This is a genomic window from Paenibacillus sp. Aloe-11, assembly GCF_000245715.1.
Lineage (GTDB): Bacteria > Bacillota > Bacilli > Paenibacillales > Paenibacillaceae > Paenibacillus > Paenibacillus kribbensis.
Genome location: NZ_JH601045.1, coordinates 1 through 17,287, shown reverse-complemented (window position 1 = coordinate 17,287; position 17,287 = coordinate 1). Strand labels below are relative to the sequence as shown.

General features: G+C 46.6%; 15 protein-coding genes. 6 read left to right on the top strand and 9 right to left on the bottom strand.

Annotation, left to right across the window (positions count from 1 at the left end):
• Positions 1 to 17: 17 nt before the first annotated feature.
• The 5 genes from psiE to WG8_RS03415 all read right to left on the bottom strand — a co-directional run bounded on the left by psiE (position 18) and on the right by WG8_RS03415 (position 4,016).
• Positions 18 to 434, bottom strand: a complete 417-nt coding sequence (gene psiE, locus WG8_RS03435) for a phosphate-starvation-inducible protein PsiE (RefSeq protein ID WP_007428693.1) — start codon at positions 432 to 434, stop codon at positions 18 to 20.
• A gap of 87 nt (positions 435 to 521) precedes the next feature.
• Entirely contained in the window at positions 522 to 1,016 is a 495-nt protein-coding gene (locus WG8_RS03430; protein ID WP_007428692.1) for a DedA family protein, read from the bottom strand.
• Between the two features lie 7 nt (positions 1,017 to 1,023).
• Positions 1,024 to 1,548: a CDP-diacylglycerol--serine O-phosphatidyltransferase gene (gene pssA / locus WG8_RS03425; protein WP_007428691.1), complete on the bottom strand. Its 525-nt coding sequence runs from the start codon at positions 1,546 to 1,548 to the stop codon at positions 1,024 to 1,026.
• 24 nt (positions 1,549 to 1,572) lie between these two features.
• Positions 1,573 to 3,339 carry a sensor histidine kinase gene (locus tag WG8_RS03420; protein WP_007428690.1) on the bottom strand — a complete coding sequence of 589 codons (1,767 nt, stop codon included), beginning with the start codon at positions 3,337 to 3,339 and terminating at the stop codon, positions 1,573 to 1,575.
• Positions 3,336 to 4,016, bottom strand: a complete 681-nt coding sequence (locus WG8_RS03415) for a response regulator transcription factor (RefSeq protein ID WP_007428689.1) — start codon at positions 4,014 to 4,016, stop codon at positions 3,336 to 3,338. The genes WG8_RS03420 and WG8_RS03415 overlap by 4 nt, the downstream gene beginning before the upstream one ends.
• A 207-nt stretch (positions 4,017 to 4,223) precedes the next feature.
• On the opposite strand from WG8_RS03415, the gene WG8_RS03410 reads away from it, so the two are divergent.
• Entirely contained in the window at positions 4,224 to 5,567 is a 1,344-nt protein-coding gene (locus WG8_RS03410) for a glycoside hydrolase family 30 protein (RefSeq protein ID WP_007428688.1), read from the top strand.
• Between the two features lie 150 nt (positions 5,568 to 5,717).
• Positions 5,718 to 6,107: a winged helix-turn-helix transcriptional regulator gene (locus WG8_RS03405; protein ID WP_007428687.1), complete on the top strand. Its 390-nt coding sequence runs from the start codon at positions 5,718 to 5,720 to the stop codon at positions 6,105 to 6,107.
• 491 nt (positions 6,108 to 6,598) lie between these two features.
• Here WG8_RS03405 and WG8_RS03400 read toward each other — a convergent pair whose 3' ends face one another.
• Positions 6,599 to 7,090: a phenolic acid decarboxylase gene (locus tag WG8_RS03400; RefSeq protein WP_007428686.1), complete on the bottom strand. Its 492-nt coding sequence runs from the start codon at positions 7,088 to 7,090 to the stop codon at positions 6,599 to 6,601.
• Between the two features lie 156 nt (positions 7,091 to 7,246).
• On the opposite strand from WG8_RS03400, the gene WG8_RS03395 reads away from it, so the two are divergent.
• Positions 7,247 to 7,798 carry a PadR family transcriptional regulator gene (locus WG8_RS03395; RefSeq protein WP_007428685.1) on the top strand — a complete coding sequence of 184 codons (552 nt, stop codon included), beginning with the start codon at positions 7,247 to 7,249 and terminating at the stop codon, positions 7,796 to 7,798.
• A 90-nt stretch (positions 7,799 to 7,888) separates the two neighbouring features.
• Here WG8_RS03395 and WG8_RS03390 read toward each other — a convergent pair whose 3' ends face one another.
• Genes WG8_RS03390 through WG8_RS03380 form a run of 3 tightly spaced genes read right to left on the bottom strand, consistent with a single transcriptional unit; the run spans position 7,889 to position 11,899 of the window.
• Positions 7,889 to 9,088, bottom strand: coding sequence for a Ger(x)C family spore germination protein (locus tag WG8_RS03390; protein ID WP_007428684.1), 1,200 nt, complete (start codon positions 9,086 to 9,088; stop codon positions 7,889 to 7,891).
• Positions 9,085 to 10,182, bottom strand: a complete 1,098-nt coding sequence (locus tag WG8_RS03385) for a GerAB/ArcD/ProY family transporter (RefSeq protein WP_007428683.1) — start codon at positions 10,180 to 10,182, stop codon at positions 9,085 to 9,087. Before WG8_RS03385 ends, WG8_RS03390 begins: the two co-directional genes overlap by 4 nt.
• Before the next feature lie 22 nt (positions 10,183 to 10,204).
• Complete coding sequence (locus tag WG8_RS03380) at positions 10,205 to 11,899, bottom strand: spore germination protein (protein WP_007428682.1); 1,695 nt, start codon at positions 11,897 to 11,899, stop codon at positions 10,205 to 10,207.
• 313 nt (positions 11,900 to 12,212) lie between these two features.
• On the opposite strand from WG8_RS03380, the gene WG8_RS03375 reads away from it, so the two are divergent.
• From WG8_RS03375 to WG8_RS03365, 3 genes are all read left to right on the top strand, one after another.
• The gene (locus WG8_RS03375) at positions 12,213 to 12,557 is read left to right on the top strand and encodes a phage tail protein (protein ID WP_007428681.1); all 345 of its coding nucleotides are present in this window, start codon (positions 12,213 to 12,215) and stop codon (positions 12,555 to 12,557) included.
• Positions 12,558 to 12,603: 46 nt separating this feature from the next.
• Positions 12,604 to 16,491 (top strand): immunoglobulin-like domain-containing protein, encoded by a 3,888-nt coding sequence (locus WG8_RS03370; protein WP_007428680.1) that lies wholly within the window; start codon positions 12,604 to 12,606, stop codon positions 16,489 to 16,491.
• A gap of 222 nt (positions 16,492 to 16,713) precedes the next feature.
• Positions 16,714 to 17,287: collagen-like repeat preface domain-containing protein (locus WG8_RS03365; protein WP_007428679.1), on the top strand; the 574-nt coding region annotated here is incomplete at its 3' end.

Below are 17,287 nucleotides of genomic sequence, written 5' to 3'. Positions count from 1 at the left end.
TGTCATTTGCTCCAGCATCAGCTTTCTCTTTTTAACAATTTACTGTTAGCGATCAATAGAGAACCTACCATGACCAGAATTGCAATGGACCACCAAAATGTATTTTTAGCATCTTCATGATCTATTATAATGAGCCTGATGACGGCCGTGATTCCAATATAGATAAAATACCGAAGGGGAAAATGAAAATTGGTTTTAAAGTACTTAACGATTAATGCAATGAACTCAAAATACAAGAAGAATACAAGCAGTTCCTCCGTGAATTCATAGTAATTTTTATCTGCCTCTGAGTACAAAAATACATAAGAGAAAATGGACCAGGTTTCTTTCAGGAGCAAGAAGCTTAAAGTCAGCCCGACCAGAAACAACGAGATATTCAAGATCATTTGCAGAAAACCAGGCAACTTCTCAATATACTTCATGACAACATTCAATATAGATCCCCTCACTGGCTGTACAAGTTCTTTAATTATATTATCGTTGGAATACGTGAAAAATGCTACATTACTTTAGGTATAACCTTACTGAAAGTTTATATTCGCCCCGGCAATATAACCAATCGAGATAAAGATAAGCGTCCATACCAGAGAACCTGCGCTTGCCACCAGTATATATTTTCGAGCAGGCATGGCACTAATCCCCGACAAGTAGCTTGTTACATGCCTGACTCCCGGAATAAAATAACCGAACAGAATCGTCCATAGCCCAAAGCGTGCAAACCACCCCTTCACCTTTGCAAACCGCTTCGGTGTCAGCCCGACCCACTTACCGTGCTTATCGACCAACGGCTGCCCCAGCTTTTTGCCAAGCGTGTAGCTGATCATCATCCCTGTCATCGCACCGATAAAGCTGACCAGTACTGACATTGAATAGTTCAGTACCATGATGGAGGATAAATATCCTACAAATACCATAATAATTTCATCCGGAACCGGCAGGCCGATAATCCCAAGAGCAAGAAGCGCAAAAATAGCGATGTATCCGTATTGATTAATGATACTCATGGCCCATTCCATAGGGACGTTACCTCCTGCTCGGTAATTTCTTGAAGGACGGGAACGGAATACGGCTGACCATCAGGAGCGATAGCACTACCATTAGCGTGAGCAGCAGCCCCGGCTTCAGATGCTCACTCCACAGAAACATAAAGGACACAATCACACCCGCAGCTGTAATTGGCATACCTACAAAACCTGTGCTAAAAGCCATCAGGTTGAATCTGGCCAGCCTTACCGCACCACATATCACAAACAAAACAGCCACGGCTGGCCCTATCCAATGGGTATCTCCCAGCTTGTAAAGTAAGATCAAGAAAGCAGGTGCAACACCAAATGAGACCACATCCGCCAGCGAGTCGAGCTGCTTGCCAAAATCACTGGAGCAATGCAGCAGCCTTGCCAGCAAACCGTCCAGTACATCCCATAAAGCAGCCACCACCACGAGGGTAAAGGCGGTCATATATTGCTCATGAATCGTGAAGTACAGGGATAAGACCCCTGCCCCCAGGTTTGCAAGCGTGCAAAGCGAGGGCAACCAATTCCATTTCATATTACTTAACTCCTTTGCTATAGCCTAGCCTCCGAATATAACGACAAAACGAACGCCATTCCTGGTATTCTCCGCCTGATAGCGGAATTCGTGCAAATCCAGAATTCGTTTGACAATGGACAACCCGAGTCCTGTCCCACCCGTTTGGCGGCTGCGTGACAGCTCGGCCCGGTAAAACCGATCCCATATCTGATCCAGTTGATCTTCTGGAATCGTCTCCCCTTTATTTTCAATGGAAAAAGTATTGATTTCTCCAGTGCCTTCGATACGGATTGTAATAGAACTTCCTTCCTCAGCGTGTCGGATGGCATTGACGACGAAATTGATCATCACTTGTTCCATCCATCCCGCATCGGCATGAATCGGCAACTCATTGGCAGGAATAATGACTGCTTCCAGTCTCTTTTCCTTCAACAGATGAAATAGCTTGTCCACGACTTCCTCTACCAGCTCACTTAATATAAAGGTCGTCTTGCGAAGCTTGAGGGTGCCGGATTCCAATTTGGCCAGATCCAGCATATCCTTGACCAGCCGCTCCATTTTGTCCGCTTCCTCTACAATGACCTTGATGTAATGGTCCTGCTTTCCAGCGCTAACCCCATCCTGCAGTCCCTCGGCAAAGCCTTTAATAATGCTCAGCGGGGTCTTCAGCTCATGGGAAGCGTTGGCAAAAAAGTCCTGCTGTACTGCCTCCATCTTCTGCTTCTGCTCCATGTCCTCGACCAATTGCTGATTGGCCTCCTGAAGCTCGCGCAAAGCGGAATCCAGGCTCTGGGACAAGGTATACATACTGTAGGAAAGACTGCCCAGCTCGTCATTTTGCCGGATCGGTGTATGGGCTGTAAAATCGAGTTTAGCCATCCGCTTGGCGGTATTGTTCAAGGCAATCAGCGGACGGGTCACCATTCGGGAATAAAATAGGGACAACATCAAAATCAGCGCAAATCCCCCGATCCCCAGGTATAAATAAAACCAACGCAGCGCTTCATTCGTCTCACTGATTTCCTGTAACGATGTCACTGTGAACAACAGATCGATTTCTCCCGTACTCTGACGTACAGGGTGAACGATGATTGCATTACGTACGCCTGTCCAGGGTTCTGTCCATTCTTCTTCCAGTACTTCGAATTTCTTGAGCTTCTCCAGATGTGCCTGCGATAATGGAAACCATTCCTCCAACGCACTAAACAGCAATCCTTGTCGACCGCTTAATGTTTTCAGATCCGGCATTACAATTTCCGTCACTGTACCAGTGCATTTCATGCCGCTTTCTATGCCTGTCTCGTCCAGGGCACCTATATTTTTGTAGCCAGACTTCTGAATAGCCACAGGAAATATCACATTAGCAGAGGAAATTCCACCACTTTCCAGAATTTCACCTTCAACCGTTATTGTATCTCCTGGCTGAATTCGGGCAGCTCTCAGTTCATCTCCGTACTGGCCTATAAACAGAGACAGCGATACCTTAACGATCTTACCATCTGCTTTTCTGAGACTGATATGAAACGGATCGTCCAGCTTGACTTTGCCGTCCAGCGTTACAATCGCCAACTGGTTCTTGTTTTGAAGCATAAAGCGGGCCGCCTCGCGCGAAACCCTGCCGGACCCCCAGGCCTCCCTGACATAGCTCTGACCGAAGCTTTGCAAACGGCTTTCCACCCGGCCAATCTTCTGTTGCTGATAAAAATTTTCAAAAAACAGCAATTGGCACAAAATCACCATCCCGTAAAAACACAGGAAAAACGCAACGGTCATAATGAACAGCTTGAAGGTTACTCCCCGTTTGTTCATTCTTCCTCCTCAAACCTGTAGCCTGTACCAAAAACCGTGCGGATATGGCGTGATTCACGGCCCAGCTTGCTTCTCAGCTTTTTGATATGCGTATCGACAACCCGTGTGTCTCCTTCAAAATTAATGCCCCACACCCGGTTCAGTATCGCATCCCGTGAAATGACCATGCCTTTATTATGTATAAGCAGCCGCAGCAACTCATACTCCTTGGGTGTCAGCTCGACTTCTGCCTGATCCACCTCAAGCCGATGAGCCATCGTGTTAAGAATGGCACTGCCGAATCGCAATATATGCGACTCTGGCTGCACATGTCCCTCCACCCGCTTCATCAGCGCATTCGCGCGGGCGATTAGTACTTTAGGGCTGAAGGGCTTGGTAACATAGTCATCCGCCCCCAGCTCAAAGCCTAATATTTTATCATCATCGCCGGATTTGGCTGTCAGCAAAATAATCGGCACTCCTGAACGGCTGCGTACCTGACGGCACACCTCCCAGCCATCCATTTCCGGCATCATAATATCGAGTACGATCAGGTCCGGCTGCACCGAATCAAACCAGATTAGCGCATCTTTTCCATTGCCTGCTTCATAGACTTCCCATTTATTCTGTTTAAAATAATCCGCAATCACTTCACGAATACGAATTTCATCCTCAACGAGAAGAACTCTTTTATTCAATCGACTTCCCTCTTTCGGTCATTCTATGGCAACAGCATACCAAAGACATGTGTTCTTTATGTGTCCTTAGCACTTCTTATCAACAAAAATCTTCTCAGATTCCACCTTGGATTAGGGCAAATTTGTCTTGGCTCAGACCATCTCATCTCCTTTGATCCTACCCTATAATAAAAAGAGATACAAAAAGCTTGAACAGGAGGGTAATACATGAGCAATCAAACCATTCAGTGGTTTTCCACTTCCAAGACCCAGGCTTGGCAATCCCAAGCTCATAATCTCACCCAAACGCAAGAGCAGGCAAACCTAACCATCACGGAAGAAATGTATCAACTTGTCGAAGGCTTTGGCGGTTGTTTTAATGAACTAGGGTATGTCGCCCTGAACCACCTGGAAAGCGCCCAACGGGAACAGGTGCTGCATTCCCTCTTTCACCCGGAGGGCGAGCACAAATTCACGATTTGTAGGCTGCCCATTGGCGCCAGTGACTACGCGCTGGAGTGGTACAGTCACAATGAAACAGACGGCGACGTGGAAATGAAGCACTTTTCCATTGAACGCGATCAGCAATATCTTATTCCTTACATTAGAGAAGCACTGAAGCTCAATCCGGACTTGAAGCTGTTCGCTTCCCCCTGGAGCCCGCCGACATGGATGAAATCACCCAAGGCCTACAACTTCGGAACTCTGCGCTGGGAAAAGGATATTTTGAAAGCGTATGCATTATATTTTGTCAAATTTGTGCAAGCATACCGTGAAGAAGGAATTACAATCCATCAGATTCATGTCCAAAATGAAGTCATTGCCGATCAAAAGTTCCCTTCCTGTGTGTGGACGGGAGAACAGCTGCGTGAATTTATTCGCGACTATTTGGGCCCTGCTTTTGAGGAACACGGACTGGATACGGAAATATGGCTCGGTACCATTAATGCTCCCGATCCGTGGGAGGAGTTAACAAAAAAGATTTCCACCGGATTCGACGAGTATGCCCATACCGTGCTGAGTGACCCGGAAGCCTACAAATATATTAAAGGCGTGGGCTATCAATGGGCAGGCAAAAATGCGATTCAACGCACCGTTGCCAGTTATCCCGAGCTTCGTTACATGCAGACCGAAAATGAATGCGGGAACGGGGAAAACTCATGGGACTACGCTAAATATGTATACAACTTGTACCAGCATTATTTCACGAACGGTGTGAATGCTTATATTTACTGGAATATGGTTTTGGAGCCGAAAGGCAAGAGCACATGGGGCTGGGAGCAAAATTCGATGATTACTGTCGATCCAGCAGATCGAAAGTCTGTCCTAAACCCGGAATATTACGTTATGAAGCATTTTTCTCATTTTGTATTACCGGGAGCCAGACGCATTGGACTTCGCGGTTCATGGACTGGAAATGCCGTTGCCTTCCAAAATGCGGACGGACAAAGGGTGCTGGTCATCGCCAATCCGTTCCACGAATCGCGCGCGCTGAATCTGTCTGTGGGAGAAACAACGCACCATTTGGAACTGGAGCCGGAGTCATTTAACACCATCGTTATTCCTTCTTAACCGTCACTGCTCCTGGAGGTATAATCATCACGCTTCACTGTCCGGTCGATCCGTATCCAAACGTATGCTTAGTTTCCAAAATGGATGTATCTCCTTTTGCGTAGAGTAGCTATAAATAGTATACTTGGAGTCACTACGGATAGGAGGGCGATGAACATCACTACTGTAAAAGACCGGATTGATTTGAAGCTGATTAATTGTGATAAGGAATTGACCCTCGCGGTCATCGGCGGAAAATGGAAGCTGATTATTTTGTGGCATCTCGGTATGGAAGGCACCAAGCGGTTCGGTGAATTGAAGAAGCTGATCCCTCATATTACACAAAAAATGCTGACCAATCAGTTGCGCGAGCTGGAGGAAGATAAGCTTATTCTGCGCAAAGTTTATCCTGTTGTCCCTCCGCATGTGGAATACTCATTGACCGAGCATGGCGAGAGCCTGATTCCGGTACTGAAAGCCATGTACGACTGGGGTCAGAATTATCGTGAAAACGTGATTTGGAAAGAAGAAGGAGCTATTCAGGACGTTACACCCGTGTAATCAGCATGATCTTCTTTCAACCTCTAGTGGATACAAAAGAACCTCTGCGCCACTTTATTCGTGGAAACGGAGGTTCTTTAGCATAGAATTTGGGATTCCTATATAAGCTGCACCTAAAGTTACTTCTGGTGCCACTCCGCAGACGGATGGTGCTTCCCATCGCCACCGCCCCCGGATTTCTTGAATAAAGCTCTAATCAGGGGAGAAATCCGGGGAGGTGATGCTTCCGAAGCGAGCTTTCCTACGGAAAGCTTTTAAAGCGACCGCTTCGCTTGTACAGCACCATTCCGCCTACTCCGTTTTAAATGTGCATTTTTTAGTATAGCTTAACAACTAGTCGATGGTTTCTTCTGCTCCTTGAGCATATAAGTTTAATATTTCCCATTCAAATTCATCGAGAATATGATAAACATTGCACAAAAAAGCCTGAGACTGTTCATGACAGGCTCAGGCTTACACTTCAATCACTCCTCAATCACTCCATGGCTTGATCAGGCTTGCAGCTTACCTGCACGAATATCGTCCGTCATTCCCGCGTAAGGTGCTTGGGAAATCAATTGCTCGTTGTTTACACCCGCATTTTCAATGAAGGTAATGTCTGCAAATTCAGGGACTACATACTTCGGATAGGTTTCGTACTTTTCACGCGATTCTTCCATCAGTGGAATAAAATCGTTTTGATAGCGGACCGTAATCTCTGGATGCTCATGCACCCATTTAGGGAAGAAAATAATGCCGTGCATGCGTTTCTCCTCAGGCATAAAGTTTAGAGCAACGTCCGTGCCGGTCGGTTCGGTCCACGATACTTTGTACACATTCTCCACTAATTTCACCAAATTCACCTTTTGGTCGCGTACCCAACGCCCGCCTACCATACCACTATGAATGCGGTAATCAATCGTATCCTCATTTTTAATATATATTTCGTATTCCCAACCATTCTCATAGGTGTAGATCATGTGGCTTCCGATAAACTTATCCATCGCACATCCTTCTTTCCTTATTATGATTTTATGAATTGAATGAGACCATGAAAATAGCAATTTCAAACATGTAAATATGGACATGTTTGAAATTACATTTAAATTGTAGCACTGTGATATACTAGTGTCAAATACCCCATGACGAGGAGAGCTACGTTGAAACGAATATTGAAATATGCCATTTTGGGCCTGGTTCATAAACAGGAAATGAGCGGCTACGATATTACGAGCCAATTCAAGCAGGAAATCGGACAATTTTGGAGTGCCAAGCACAGCCAGATTTATCCTGAGCTCAAAAGACTAACCGAAGAAGAGTTAATTGAATATCGCACCTCCATTACAGGAGCCAAGCTGGAAAAGAAGCTGTACTGCATCACACCCAAGGGAACCCGTGAGCTGATCGAGTGGCTGGCAAGTCCCAAAGAGCTGCCGGAAACGGAAAAGGATGAGTTTATGCTCATGCTGTATTTCTCAGCCGCCATCCCCAAGGAAGAGAACAAGCGGCTGTTCAAGGATCAAATCGCCAAACGTAAAGGCAAGCTGGAGCATTTATATGAAAGCAAAAAATCCCTCCAACTGTTGGACGAGAACCTCCAAGCTCCTGGCTCTCAGCAATTCGGACATTATCTGGTACTGAGCCGTGCCATCAATCGGGAAGAAAGCTATATTGCATGGCTGGAAGAAACGCTATCACTGTTTGAAGAATAGCCTTTGGAACGCAAAAAAAGCCATTTCAGCAAAACAGGTTTGTATCCTGTCTGTGAAATGGCTGATTCCAATATATGTCAACCTAGTATGTTAATCTGCCGTCGTTTTGGAAGCGCCGTAATCCTCAATGTGAATATCCGTACTGAATTGTACCGGAATCGTGCTAAAGGTCTTGTCCCAGTCATCTTTGACCTTTTTCCATACTTTAGGATGCTGAATCCGCAGGGCGTCTCCGAAGCCTCCGACATCTGCCCGCAGTTTATGCATTTTGGCTAAGGTTTGTTTTGCTAATGAGTTGACTTTCTCCTGAAAGATACTCTCTTCTTGTCCGAGCAGCCGATTGTTGCCCAAATCTTCATTCGGATTAAAGTTTTCCGAAATACGCCCCTCTGAAGTCATTCTCACGCGGAAAGATATGTCATTCCCCTGAACGATCGCTTTGATGTGGCTTTTTACCGATTTGATCTCATAAACAATATTTTTTTTGGTTTCGGGATCGATACTTTTCACAAGACCTCCTTTCAATTCGCCTTTGATCCACATAAGCCCTTCCACCTCGGACTCATTCAGAAAACCACCGTATGTTTGCGCCTTTCCCTTGATGATTCCCGCACCCGCCAGCTTGACTTCACTCTCCGTCGTAATGACATTAGGCAATAAAAAGCTTCTTTTCGCTTTCATGGGTCCAATCACTTTAGCCAATGACACGGGCTTCAACATCCGTGAATTTCGTTTACGGTTTTCAAAAATATCCTTTAATGCAAAGGCCGGGGTCTGACCAGGGATTTTCTCCTGAAGTGCTTCACTTGCCGTGCCCGTACTGATCAGCAATTGGACGCTGGGTCGGATGTCATTATCCCCCAAAAAGAAGTCCAGCAGCTCATACAACGGAACCTTACGAAGCAGACTGGAACTGATAATGACTGTCTTCAAATGAAATCCAATCGGAGGACGATTGATCCGTAATGAAATTTCCCTCAATATCTCAAAGACGGAATCACCGTTTCCCTTAACGTTGTAAAATTTTTTAGTTTGCGAAGGAGAGCTTCCGGAACTTTTGTTTTCCTCTGGCACGATAAATTGAAAGGTTCCGGTAATTAACTCTTTTTTTGGATAAGCTCCTCCTTTCCGATTGATTTGCTCTTCTTGCGAAGAATGTTCCGCTACATCCATAGCAATGCCTGTCTCCAGGTTTAGATCCTCCACCGGTGAGCTGCTCCAGCAGCCTGAAAGTGTACTGCATATCAGGAGAGCCGCCATTCCGAGAAATCCTAACCGGACTCTCTTCATGACCGCATCCCCCTCCAGCGAGAAATAAGCAACAGCGGAAGTGGAAGCAAAGTGAACAAAATTAAAGCTCCATTCCCGATGATCGTTCCAAAAGAAAACAACTCATTCAGGTTTTTAGGTATTTGGGACAAGATGTAAATGAATGGGAGCAAAATAAACAAAATCTTGGCATAAGAGCCATTCAAAATTTGAGAAACTCCGAGCGAAGCGCAATAAAAAGCGATAGTGAATGTGCAAAAAATTTGCATGATCCAGATCGACAATAATAGGGATTCGAACCGTTCAAATACCAGATACTCCACTTCAAAGCTGCGGGCTAAATCTAAAAAAGGCCAGGTTCTGGTCATAACCCCTTCCACCGAAAAAGCGCCAATACACAGGATCAATGCAACTATATAAAAAACAACCGCGATCCCAATCGCCCATCCGATTGCCTTGGTTGCTTTCCCAGGTTTTTCCATGCGACAAAGAATGATAAGCATACACTCAGTCCCCGTAAAAGTAAGCGTGGTAGTTTTCAAAGCTTTAAACACTGGCATCACACCCTCCGATAAGATGGGACGCAAATTATTTAGTTCAAAAACGTTTAATCCCAGCAAGCATATCAACAAAAAGATAGATGCTGTAATCGGGAAAATAATTTGGCATATTCTACCTATAGTACTAATACCACCCATGCACAGGTACAGAGAGATCCACATAAAAGGCGCTGAAATAGCCCATGCCGGCGTCCCTTCAAGCAGGAAGAACGCTGTTACTTCCTCCACAGATCGAATTTCGAATCCAGCTATACAAACAAAATAGATGACTAACAGCACGCCAATAACCTTGCCAACGGTTCTACCTATAATCCTCTGTACATACTGGTAAATGGTCGATCCTGGAAATTGTTGACTTAATTTTATAATAATCCATCCGGACAGGAAAACTACCCCACCTGCCAAAATAATGGTTATCCACACATCTGGCGTCCTTGAATCCTCTACCATTACCCGGGGAAGCGTAAGCAACCCGGCAGCCAGCATAAAGCTAACCACAATTGCCGTCGTCTGTAACGTTGTAATTTTATCTGCCTTTTCTTTTCCTACGGCCATTTGGCTCCCTCCTATGTTGAGCTCATCCTTGTCGCTTGGGGTCTTTATGCTTCAATAGAATAGGTCTGTTTTTCATAAACTGAAACGGTGCCCGTATGAGATAATCTTTCCAGTCTTTCAACGAACGCGGGGCTGTTAGACTAAGGAACGGTACACCGAAGCTATGTAATTTAGCCATATGAATACTCAGCATCAGAAAAAACATGATCACTCCATACAAACCGAAGGTGGCCGCCGTGAACATGGCCGCAAAACGGAGAACACGCATGGAAATTCCGGCGCTGTATACAGGCGTGGTAAAAGAAGAGATGGCTGTAACGGCCACCACAATGACGAGAATCGGACTTACAATCCCGGCATTGACAGCTGCCTGTCCAATAATAAGACCACCGACAATGCCCATGGCCGGACCAATGGGCTTAGGCAGCCGTAATCCTGCTTCACGCAAAATCTCGATGGAAATCTCCATAATCAGGGCTTCAATGAGTGTGGAAAAGGGGACGCCCTGTCTTGAACTGATAATGGAAATGACCAGTTTGGTCGGAATCAATCCGGGATGAAACGAGATAAAGGAAATATAGAGCGCTGGGGCAAACAAAGATATCGAAATCGCCATGAAACGAAGAAATCGAATAAGCGACCCCGGTATCCATCGTTCATAGTAATCTTCAGGAGACTGGAGCATCATCCCGTACGTTACAGGCACCAGGAGCGCAAAAGGGGTACCGTCCAGGAGAATCGCTACCCGTCCCTCCAGCAATGCGGCCATGACCCGATCCGGTCTCTCCGTATTTTGAATTTGCAGAAAAGGGCTAAGAAAGTTATCCTCTATAAGCTGCTCTACATAGCCCGACTCCAGCACCTCATCCATATCAATGGTTTTTATCCGGCGCTTTACCTCATCTACAAGCTCAGGGTCAGCGATATCTCTGAAATACACCACCATCAACTGCTTCTCCACTCTTTTGCCGACTTTGAAGGACGACATAGCCAGTTCCGTACTTTCCCCATGTCTGCGCAGCATCGCCGTATTGTCGCTGAGTGTCTCCGTAAAACCGACTCGCGGTCCTCGCAGCACCGACTCTGATATTGGGTCTTCTACCCCTCGTGTATTCCCCTTGGGTGTACCCAGCACAAAAGCACCCGGTATGCCTTGAATCATGAGAACCACTGAACCGAACAATACCTTTTGCAAAGCATATTGGACTTCCAACGTACATTCTGTCTCCGACACAAGCATGACCTGACGAATAATCATATCCCGAAGCGATTCTCCTCTCGGAGGCTCGTCGCCCTCTTGTCCGGATCTGCCCCAATCCATCAGCGGCTTTAAAACGTTCTGGTCCATACCCACCTTGTCCGTTAATCCATCCACAAAAAAAAGAGTACCTGCAGCGTTCAGGTTTTCCAGAAAAATGGAGCGCTCGTTCACATCTGCCATATCTGCGGCTGCTTGTCTGATTTTTTCCACATTGGCCTGATAATCTTCTGTAAAGGTTTCCCCTTCCTTCTCACTTGCAAGCGTATTACGATCTGCATGCTTCGAGCGGTCTTGTTCTTCCATAAGCTTCAAACGCTCCATACGTCTACTCTCTCGGCCATCCAGTTTTCTAATTTGTCGTACCACCAAAAAAATAACCAAAGGTACAATGAACAAAAATAAGGCTTCTATCCACACAGTCCATTTGGGGACGTGAGTCATGATTGTCCGCCACATGTCCATTCCTCCTTCACTTCCATCCGATTTGTATATATATTTACCTGGATTAGAAAAAAGATGCATCACTGACAGACGGCTTAATCCGTCTCACGCGTACATAAAGGATTTAACAAGTGACATTCGCACCTAAACATGCCTATTTCATGGGGGATATTTTTTGATAAATAAAAGGAATAAAAAGGTGAATTTGATGGGGCAATTGCAGTGTCAAAAGCGAAAAACCATGATAATATCTATTCATTCTATGACTAATGTCGCAAATTACTTGTGTTTATTTGTCCATTATTCGAATTCAAAAGGAGCTGTAGGTATGAAGAATCATTTTTGGAAAAAAGCCGCTGTGTTGAGCTTGTTAGCAGTGATTTTGTTAGGAGGAACGGCGATTAGTCCCAAACAGGCACAAGCATCCCCCGAGCCTTATCTTGGAGAAATTACGTTGTACCCTTACACGTTCGCTCCTAGAGGCTGGCTAAAGTGCGAAGGTCAGATCTTGAATATTTCGCAAAATACAGCGTTATTTTCGCTGTTGGGTACTAATTTTGGTGGCGATGGGAGAACCACATTTGCATTGCCTGATTTGCGCGGGGCCTCTCCGATGCCGAATGTAGACTACTATATCGCAATTGAAGGAGCGGCGTTCCCGTCCCGCCCATAATGAATGTGTTCATCAGTGTGCTATTTAACGAAGAAGAGGTGATGGCGTGCTCGAAGGCAATAACTTCACACGCAACAAATTGAAACCCTATCGCTTGCTGATTCCGTTGCTGCCCTTTCTCGGCGGAGCGGCTTTGCTCATAGGGACGAATAAAGCCAATGCGGCAGGTCCGGAAAATGTGGTGCTTAACAAGCCAGTCACAACCAGCGGCTACAGTCAACCCTATGCCCCCGCCAAGGCAGTCGACGGTTCCTATGAACCAACAAGCCGCTGGTATCAAGCCAGCAACGGTGAAAAATGGATTCAGATAGATTTGAGAGACTGGTATATCGTAGACCGTTATGGTGTAGCAGGCATGGGGATCATCAGTGGATGGCAGGATCAACGTGACCCTTATGGCTTTCGATTGCAAACAAGCAGTGACGGAAGCAATTGGGTTACTGTCGATACCGTTCAGAATAATACGAATCCTAATTTTGAAAAGAGCATCACTCCTGTAACCGCACGATTCTTGCGATTATATATTGACCAAGGAAACGCGAGAAACAATCTGTGGACTTCTATCATGGAATTCGCTGCTTATGGGGAGCGATTGCCCGTTCCGCAGGCTCCAGGTCATTTTACAGGAACCAAAAATGGAAATACGGTGGAGTTAAGCTGGGACGCTGTTCCTTACGCCACGTCATACAAGGTCATCAGAAATGGCATCACATTGTATGCAGGACCATTAACCCGATTCACAGATTCCACGGCATTACCGGCAGGTACGGCTGTTTACAGTCTGCAGGCTGTGAATGCTCGGGGAGAAAGTACTCCCTCGGAGGTCACAGTGAACATCCCTACGGATGCCGATGATGTTGCGCAGGCCAAAGACGCACTTGCTCCGGGCTTTGCTTCGGGTGACTCAGCCACAGCAGTATCACAGCCGCTGGCATTGCCACTGTCTGGGTTGAACGGTACGACGGTGAGTTGGAACTCAGATGCCCCGGATGTCATTACTAATACAGGGACTGTAACGCGTCCAAGCTACGATGCGGGAGACAAGACGGTAAAGCTGACAGCGACGATTACAAAGGGAACCGCTTCAGATACCCGAACCTTCGAGGTTACGGTACTGAAAGCTTCTGCTCAAGATACACTGGACCAGGCTGCGAATCATCTCACACTAGGCGATTTGTCTGCCGTAAAAGAAAATATATCTCTCCCTTTATCTGGAGATGGTGGTGTGCTAATTCAATGGTCATCAGCTAATGCGCTTGTTATTTCAGCAGATGGAACACTCACCAGACCCTCCTATAGTCATGGAGATACAGATGTTACCCTAACAGCTACCCTACAGCTCGCTGGCTTAACGAAAATAAAGAATTTTACTGCACACGTACTCCGTCTGCCAATGAATGACACCGAGGCCGTTGACGCAGCATACAGAGCGCTTGAACTGCCGATGACTACAGTAACTGGAGACGTATATCTGCCAAAAGACGCTCTGAACGGCGTTCAGGTGTCGTGGACTTCAAATCAGCCTGAATTCCTGGAACATACTGGACATGTAACATTCCCGAGCTATGTACAGGGTGATCAGACCATCACGCTGGAAGCGGTTCTGGCAAGAGGCGGGGTTGAGCTTCGAAAAACATTCAGCCTGCTCGTGCCCGCACTGCCTGTAAGCGCTGATGAAGCAGTGAATTTGGCGGCAAATACACTGAAACTGGATTACCCGCAAGGGATTAAGGATTCTATTGCTCTGCCACAGACAGGGGCATTCGACACCCAGATCGTCTGGTCTTCGGATCAACCGGATATCCTCAGCAGCAGCGGTCAGGTGAATCGGCCCAAATATACAGACGGTGATGTGAATGTACAGTTAATGGCAATCATTTCTAAAGGTACAGCTTCTGCACAAAGAACATTCTCGATCACAGTGTTAAAGGCATTGCCGAATACACCTTATGTACGATTGAACGGCAATAATCCGATTGTCCTGGAAACTGGCGACAGCTTCACCGATCCGGGAGCCAGTGTACTGGACAGCGTATACGGCAATGTCCTGATACCTGAGCTGTCAGGTAGCGGTAATGTCGATACAGATGTACCCGGCATATACGTATTGAGCTATGCTTATAACGACAATGGAGGCTGGACGGCAGAGCCAGCCAAACGCCGTGTAAACGTACTGCCACGTGCTGTTCAAGCCATAGCAGGCACAGGGAGTGTCGCCTCAGTGATCGTTACAGGTGCCTTGCCGGGGGCTCGGCTGGAGCTGTACAATGCCCAGCAGCAGCTTATAGCGGAAGGGATCGCTTCGGGAGAAGGGAAATATATGTTTACCCCCGTTCCCGAGGGTGCCGGCTACTATGTGCTGCAGAACGTAAATGGCATGCAAAGCGTTCCTTCAGAGTTAGTATATGCCCAAGGTTTAACCGCCCAGCGTGTCGCGGATTCCATCACAGGCATACCCGCTCCTACAGCAAGTGATACACTGCTCAGGTTGCCTGTTGTACCCGATGGTTTCCGTCTGACCATTAGCAGCAGCAGCCAGACAGACATCGTGCGGACCGATGGAACGATTATTCAGGCAGCAACTCCATCCGTTGTAGCTGTAATATTGGATGTCACAAAGGTAAGTGATGGTTCTCATGCTTTGACACAAGCAATAGAAGTCATGATCCCTGCCAAGATTAGTGTGAACACGGGGAAGTCTAACAAAGATAAAGAGGAAGATCAGGCTCTACAGGCAGGATTGTCCGGACAGGGGAAAGAGGTCTCCCTCTTTATTCCAACAGCGGCATATGTGAATGAGCAGATACAACAAGCACTTCGAGAAGGCAAGGCGTACGCAGACATTCATTTGGAGCAGGAAAAACAGATTAGCCGTGTTATCCTTTCTCATGCTTTACTGAATAAATGGGATAAGGTTGGAGCTGCCGTGATATCCCGATATGGAACACTGATGATATCCAGCGACGCCTTAACCCGTATGGCTTCAGGCCAGGAGGACGTTACTTTGTCCTTCCAGCATGCAGATGCACAACGTGTACAGCAGATGCGCGATTGGGCGGAGCAACAATCCAGCCTGAAGCTGATAGGTCCGGTTGTAGACATCAAAGCCAACGTGACAGGAACCTCGTCCATCGTTCTACCGCTGGATAACGAATCCTTAAGTAAAGTACAGAATGCGGAGCCTCAATTCTCCATTCTTGTTATTCATGAAAATGGCGAGCGTGAGATTCTAAAAGGCACTGCTGTGATGGATTCAAAAGGCATGTTGTCAGGTGTGAGTCTGAATACGACCCGGTTAAGTACCTTTGCTGTTGCCGTCTCCACCGACGCAAAGCCTCAAACCGACCGTACAAATGTGCAAAATGACCCTATAAATTCATCGGATTCGCAAGAGCTCGCTCAGGTATGGCCGGATGTACAAGGACATTGGGCAGCGAAGTCCCTGCAATCTCTTGCAGCCAAAGGCTGGATACAAGGATATAAAGACGGCAATATGCGCCCTGAGCGCGCGGTAAGCCGTGCAGAATTTGTGTCCATACTGATCAGAGCTTTGGGGACTACCGAAGACAAGGGTGCATCTACAGACTTTACAGATATGGAAGGGCACTGGGCTGCAGCAGCCGTGGATACCGCTCATCGTCAAAGGTGGATTCAAGGGCTAACCGTTCAGACATTCGGCCCTGATGAAAGCCTTACACGTGAACAGGCGATGGTGATCCTGTCACATGCAGTAGCGGATAAAGTATCTGCTCCAAGCAAGGCTGCACCGCAGTCCTATAAGGATGAGCAGCAGATTGCCTCCTGGGCTTCCACTGCATTCGAAAATGCTATAGGCTCCGGTTGGATCAGCGGATATCCTGATGGGACGCTCAGACCGAAGGCAGCCATCAGCAGAGGTGAGCTGGCTGAAATGCTAATACGTATTTTCAAATAAGTCTGTTGAAGACCCTTAAATTAGATGGAATACAAACAAATACAGCGCGGCCCCTGGCATTTTCGGGGACCGCGCTTTTTTGTGAATACTCCAACATTCATTTTTGCTTGTTTATTCACCCTTTTTCCCTCAGTAAATATATTAATTATATCTGTGAAGCGGGGCGATTAACCACCTGTCATCTCTACAGCAGGAAGAATGGTGAGGAGGAGTTATTTGAGCATGAAACATAAAAGGTCGTTCAGGTTCAGTGGCGCTTCAAAAAAGGATGAAGACAATAAACCAGCAAAGGTTAATCGGGGTATTGAAGCTCTTCTCAAGCTTATAAATGAATTGACCGCAATCATCCCGCTTGTATTCAAAAATCCCTCAGCGGCTAATGTATCTTCATTGCAGCAAATTTTAAGGCGATTGTTGATTCTGACGAAAAGCTTAAGACTTAGAAATGGCGTTAAGGCAGACCTATTGGCTGCGTTGGAGCTGGCTATCGTGGCACTGGAAGCCACACCTTTCTCACCGATTAGTGTAGGAACTACACTGCAACAGCTACTGGATGCCCTATTGTCTATCGTTCTACAGGAACCTCTTGGTCCTGTCTTTAAAGGCAGCCTGATTAGTGCGATCAGAACGACAGGAACGACTATTAGCAACGCATTAAGTGAAACATACTATTCAGGGGTCCCTGGCCCACAAGGACCTGCTGGACCTCCAGGTCCCATGGGTGCTCCGGGACCAGCAGGGGTTCCCGGACCACAGGGGCATGTCGGACCTGCTGGTCCTGTTGGACCTGCCGGGC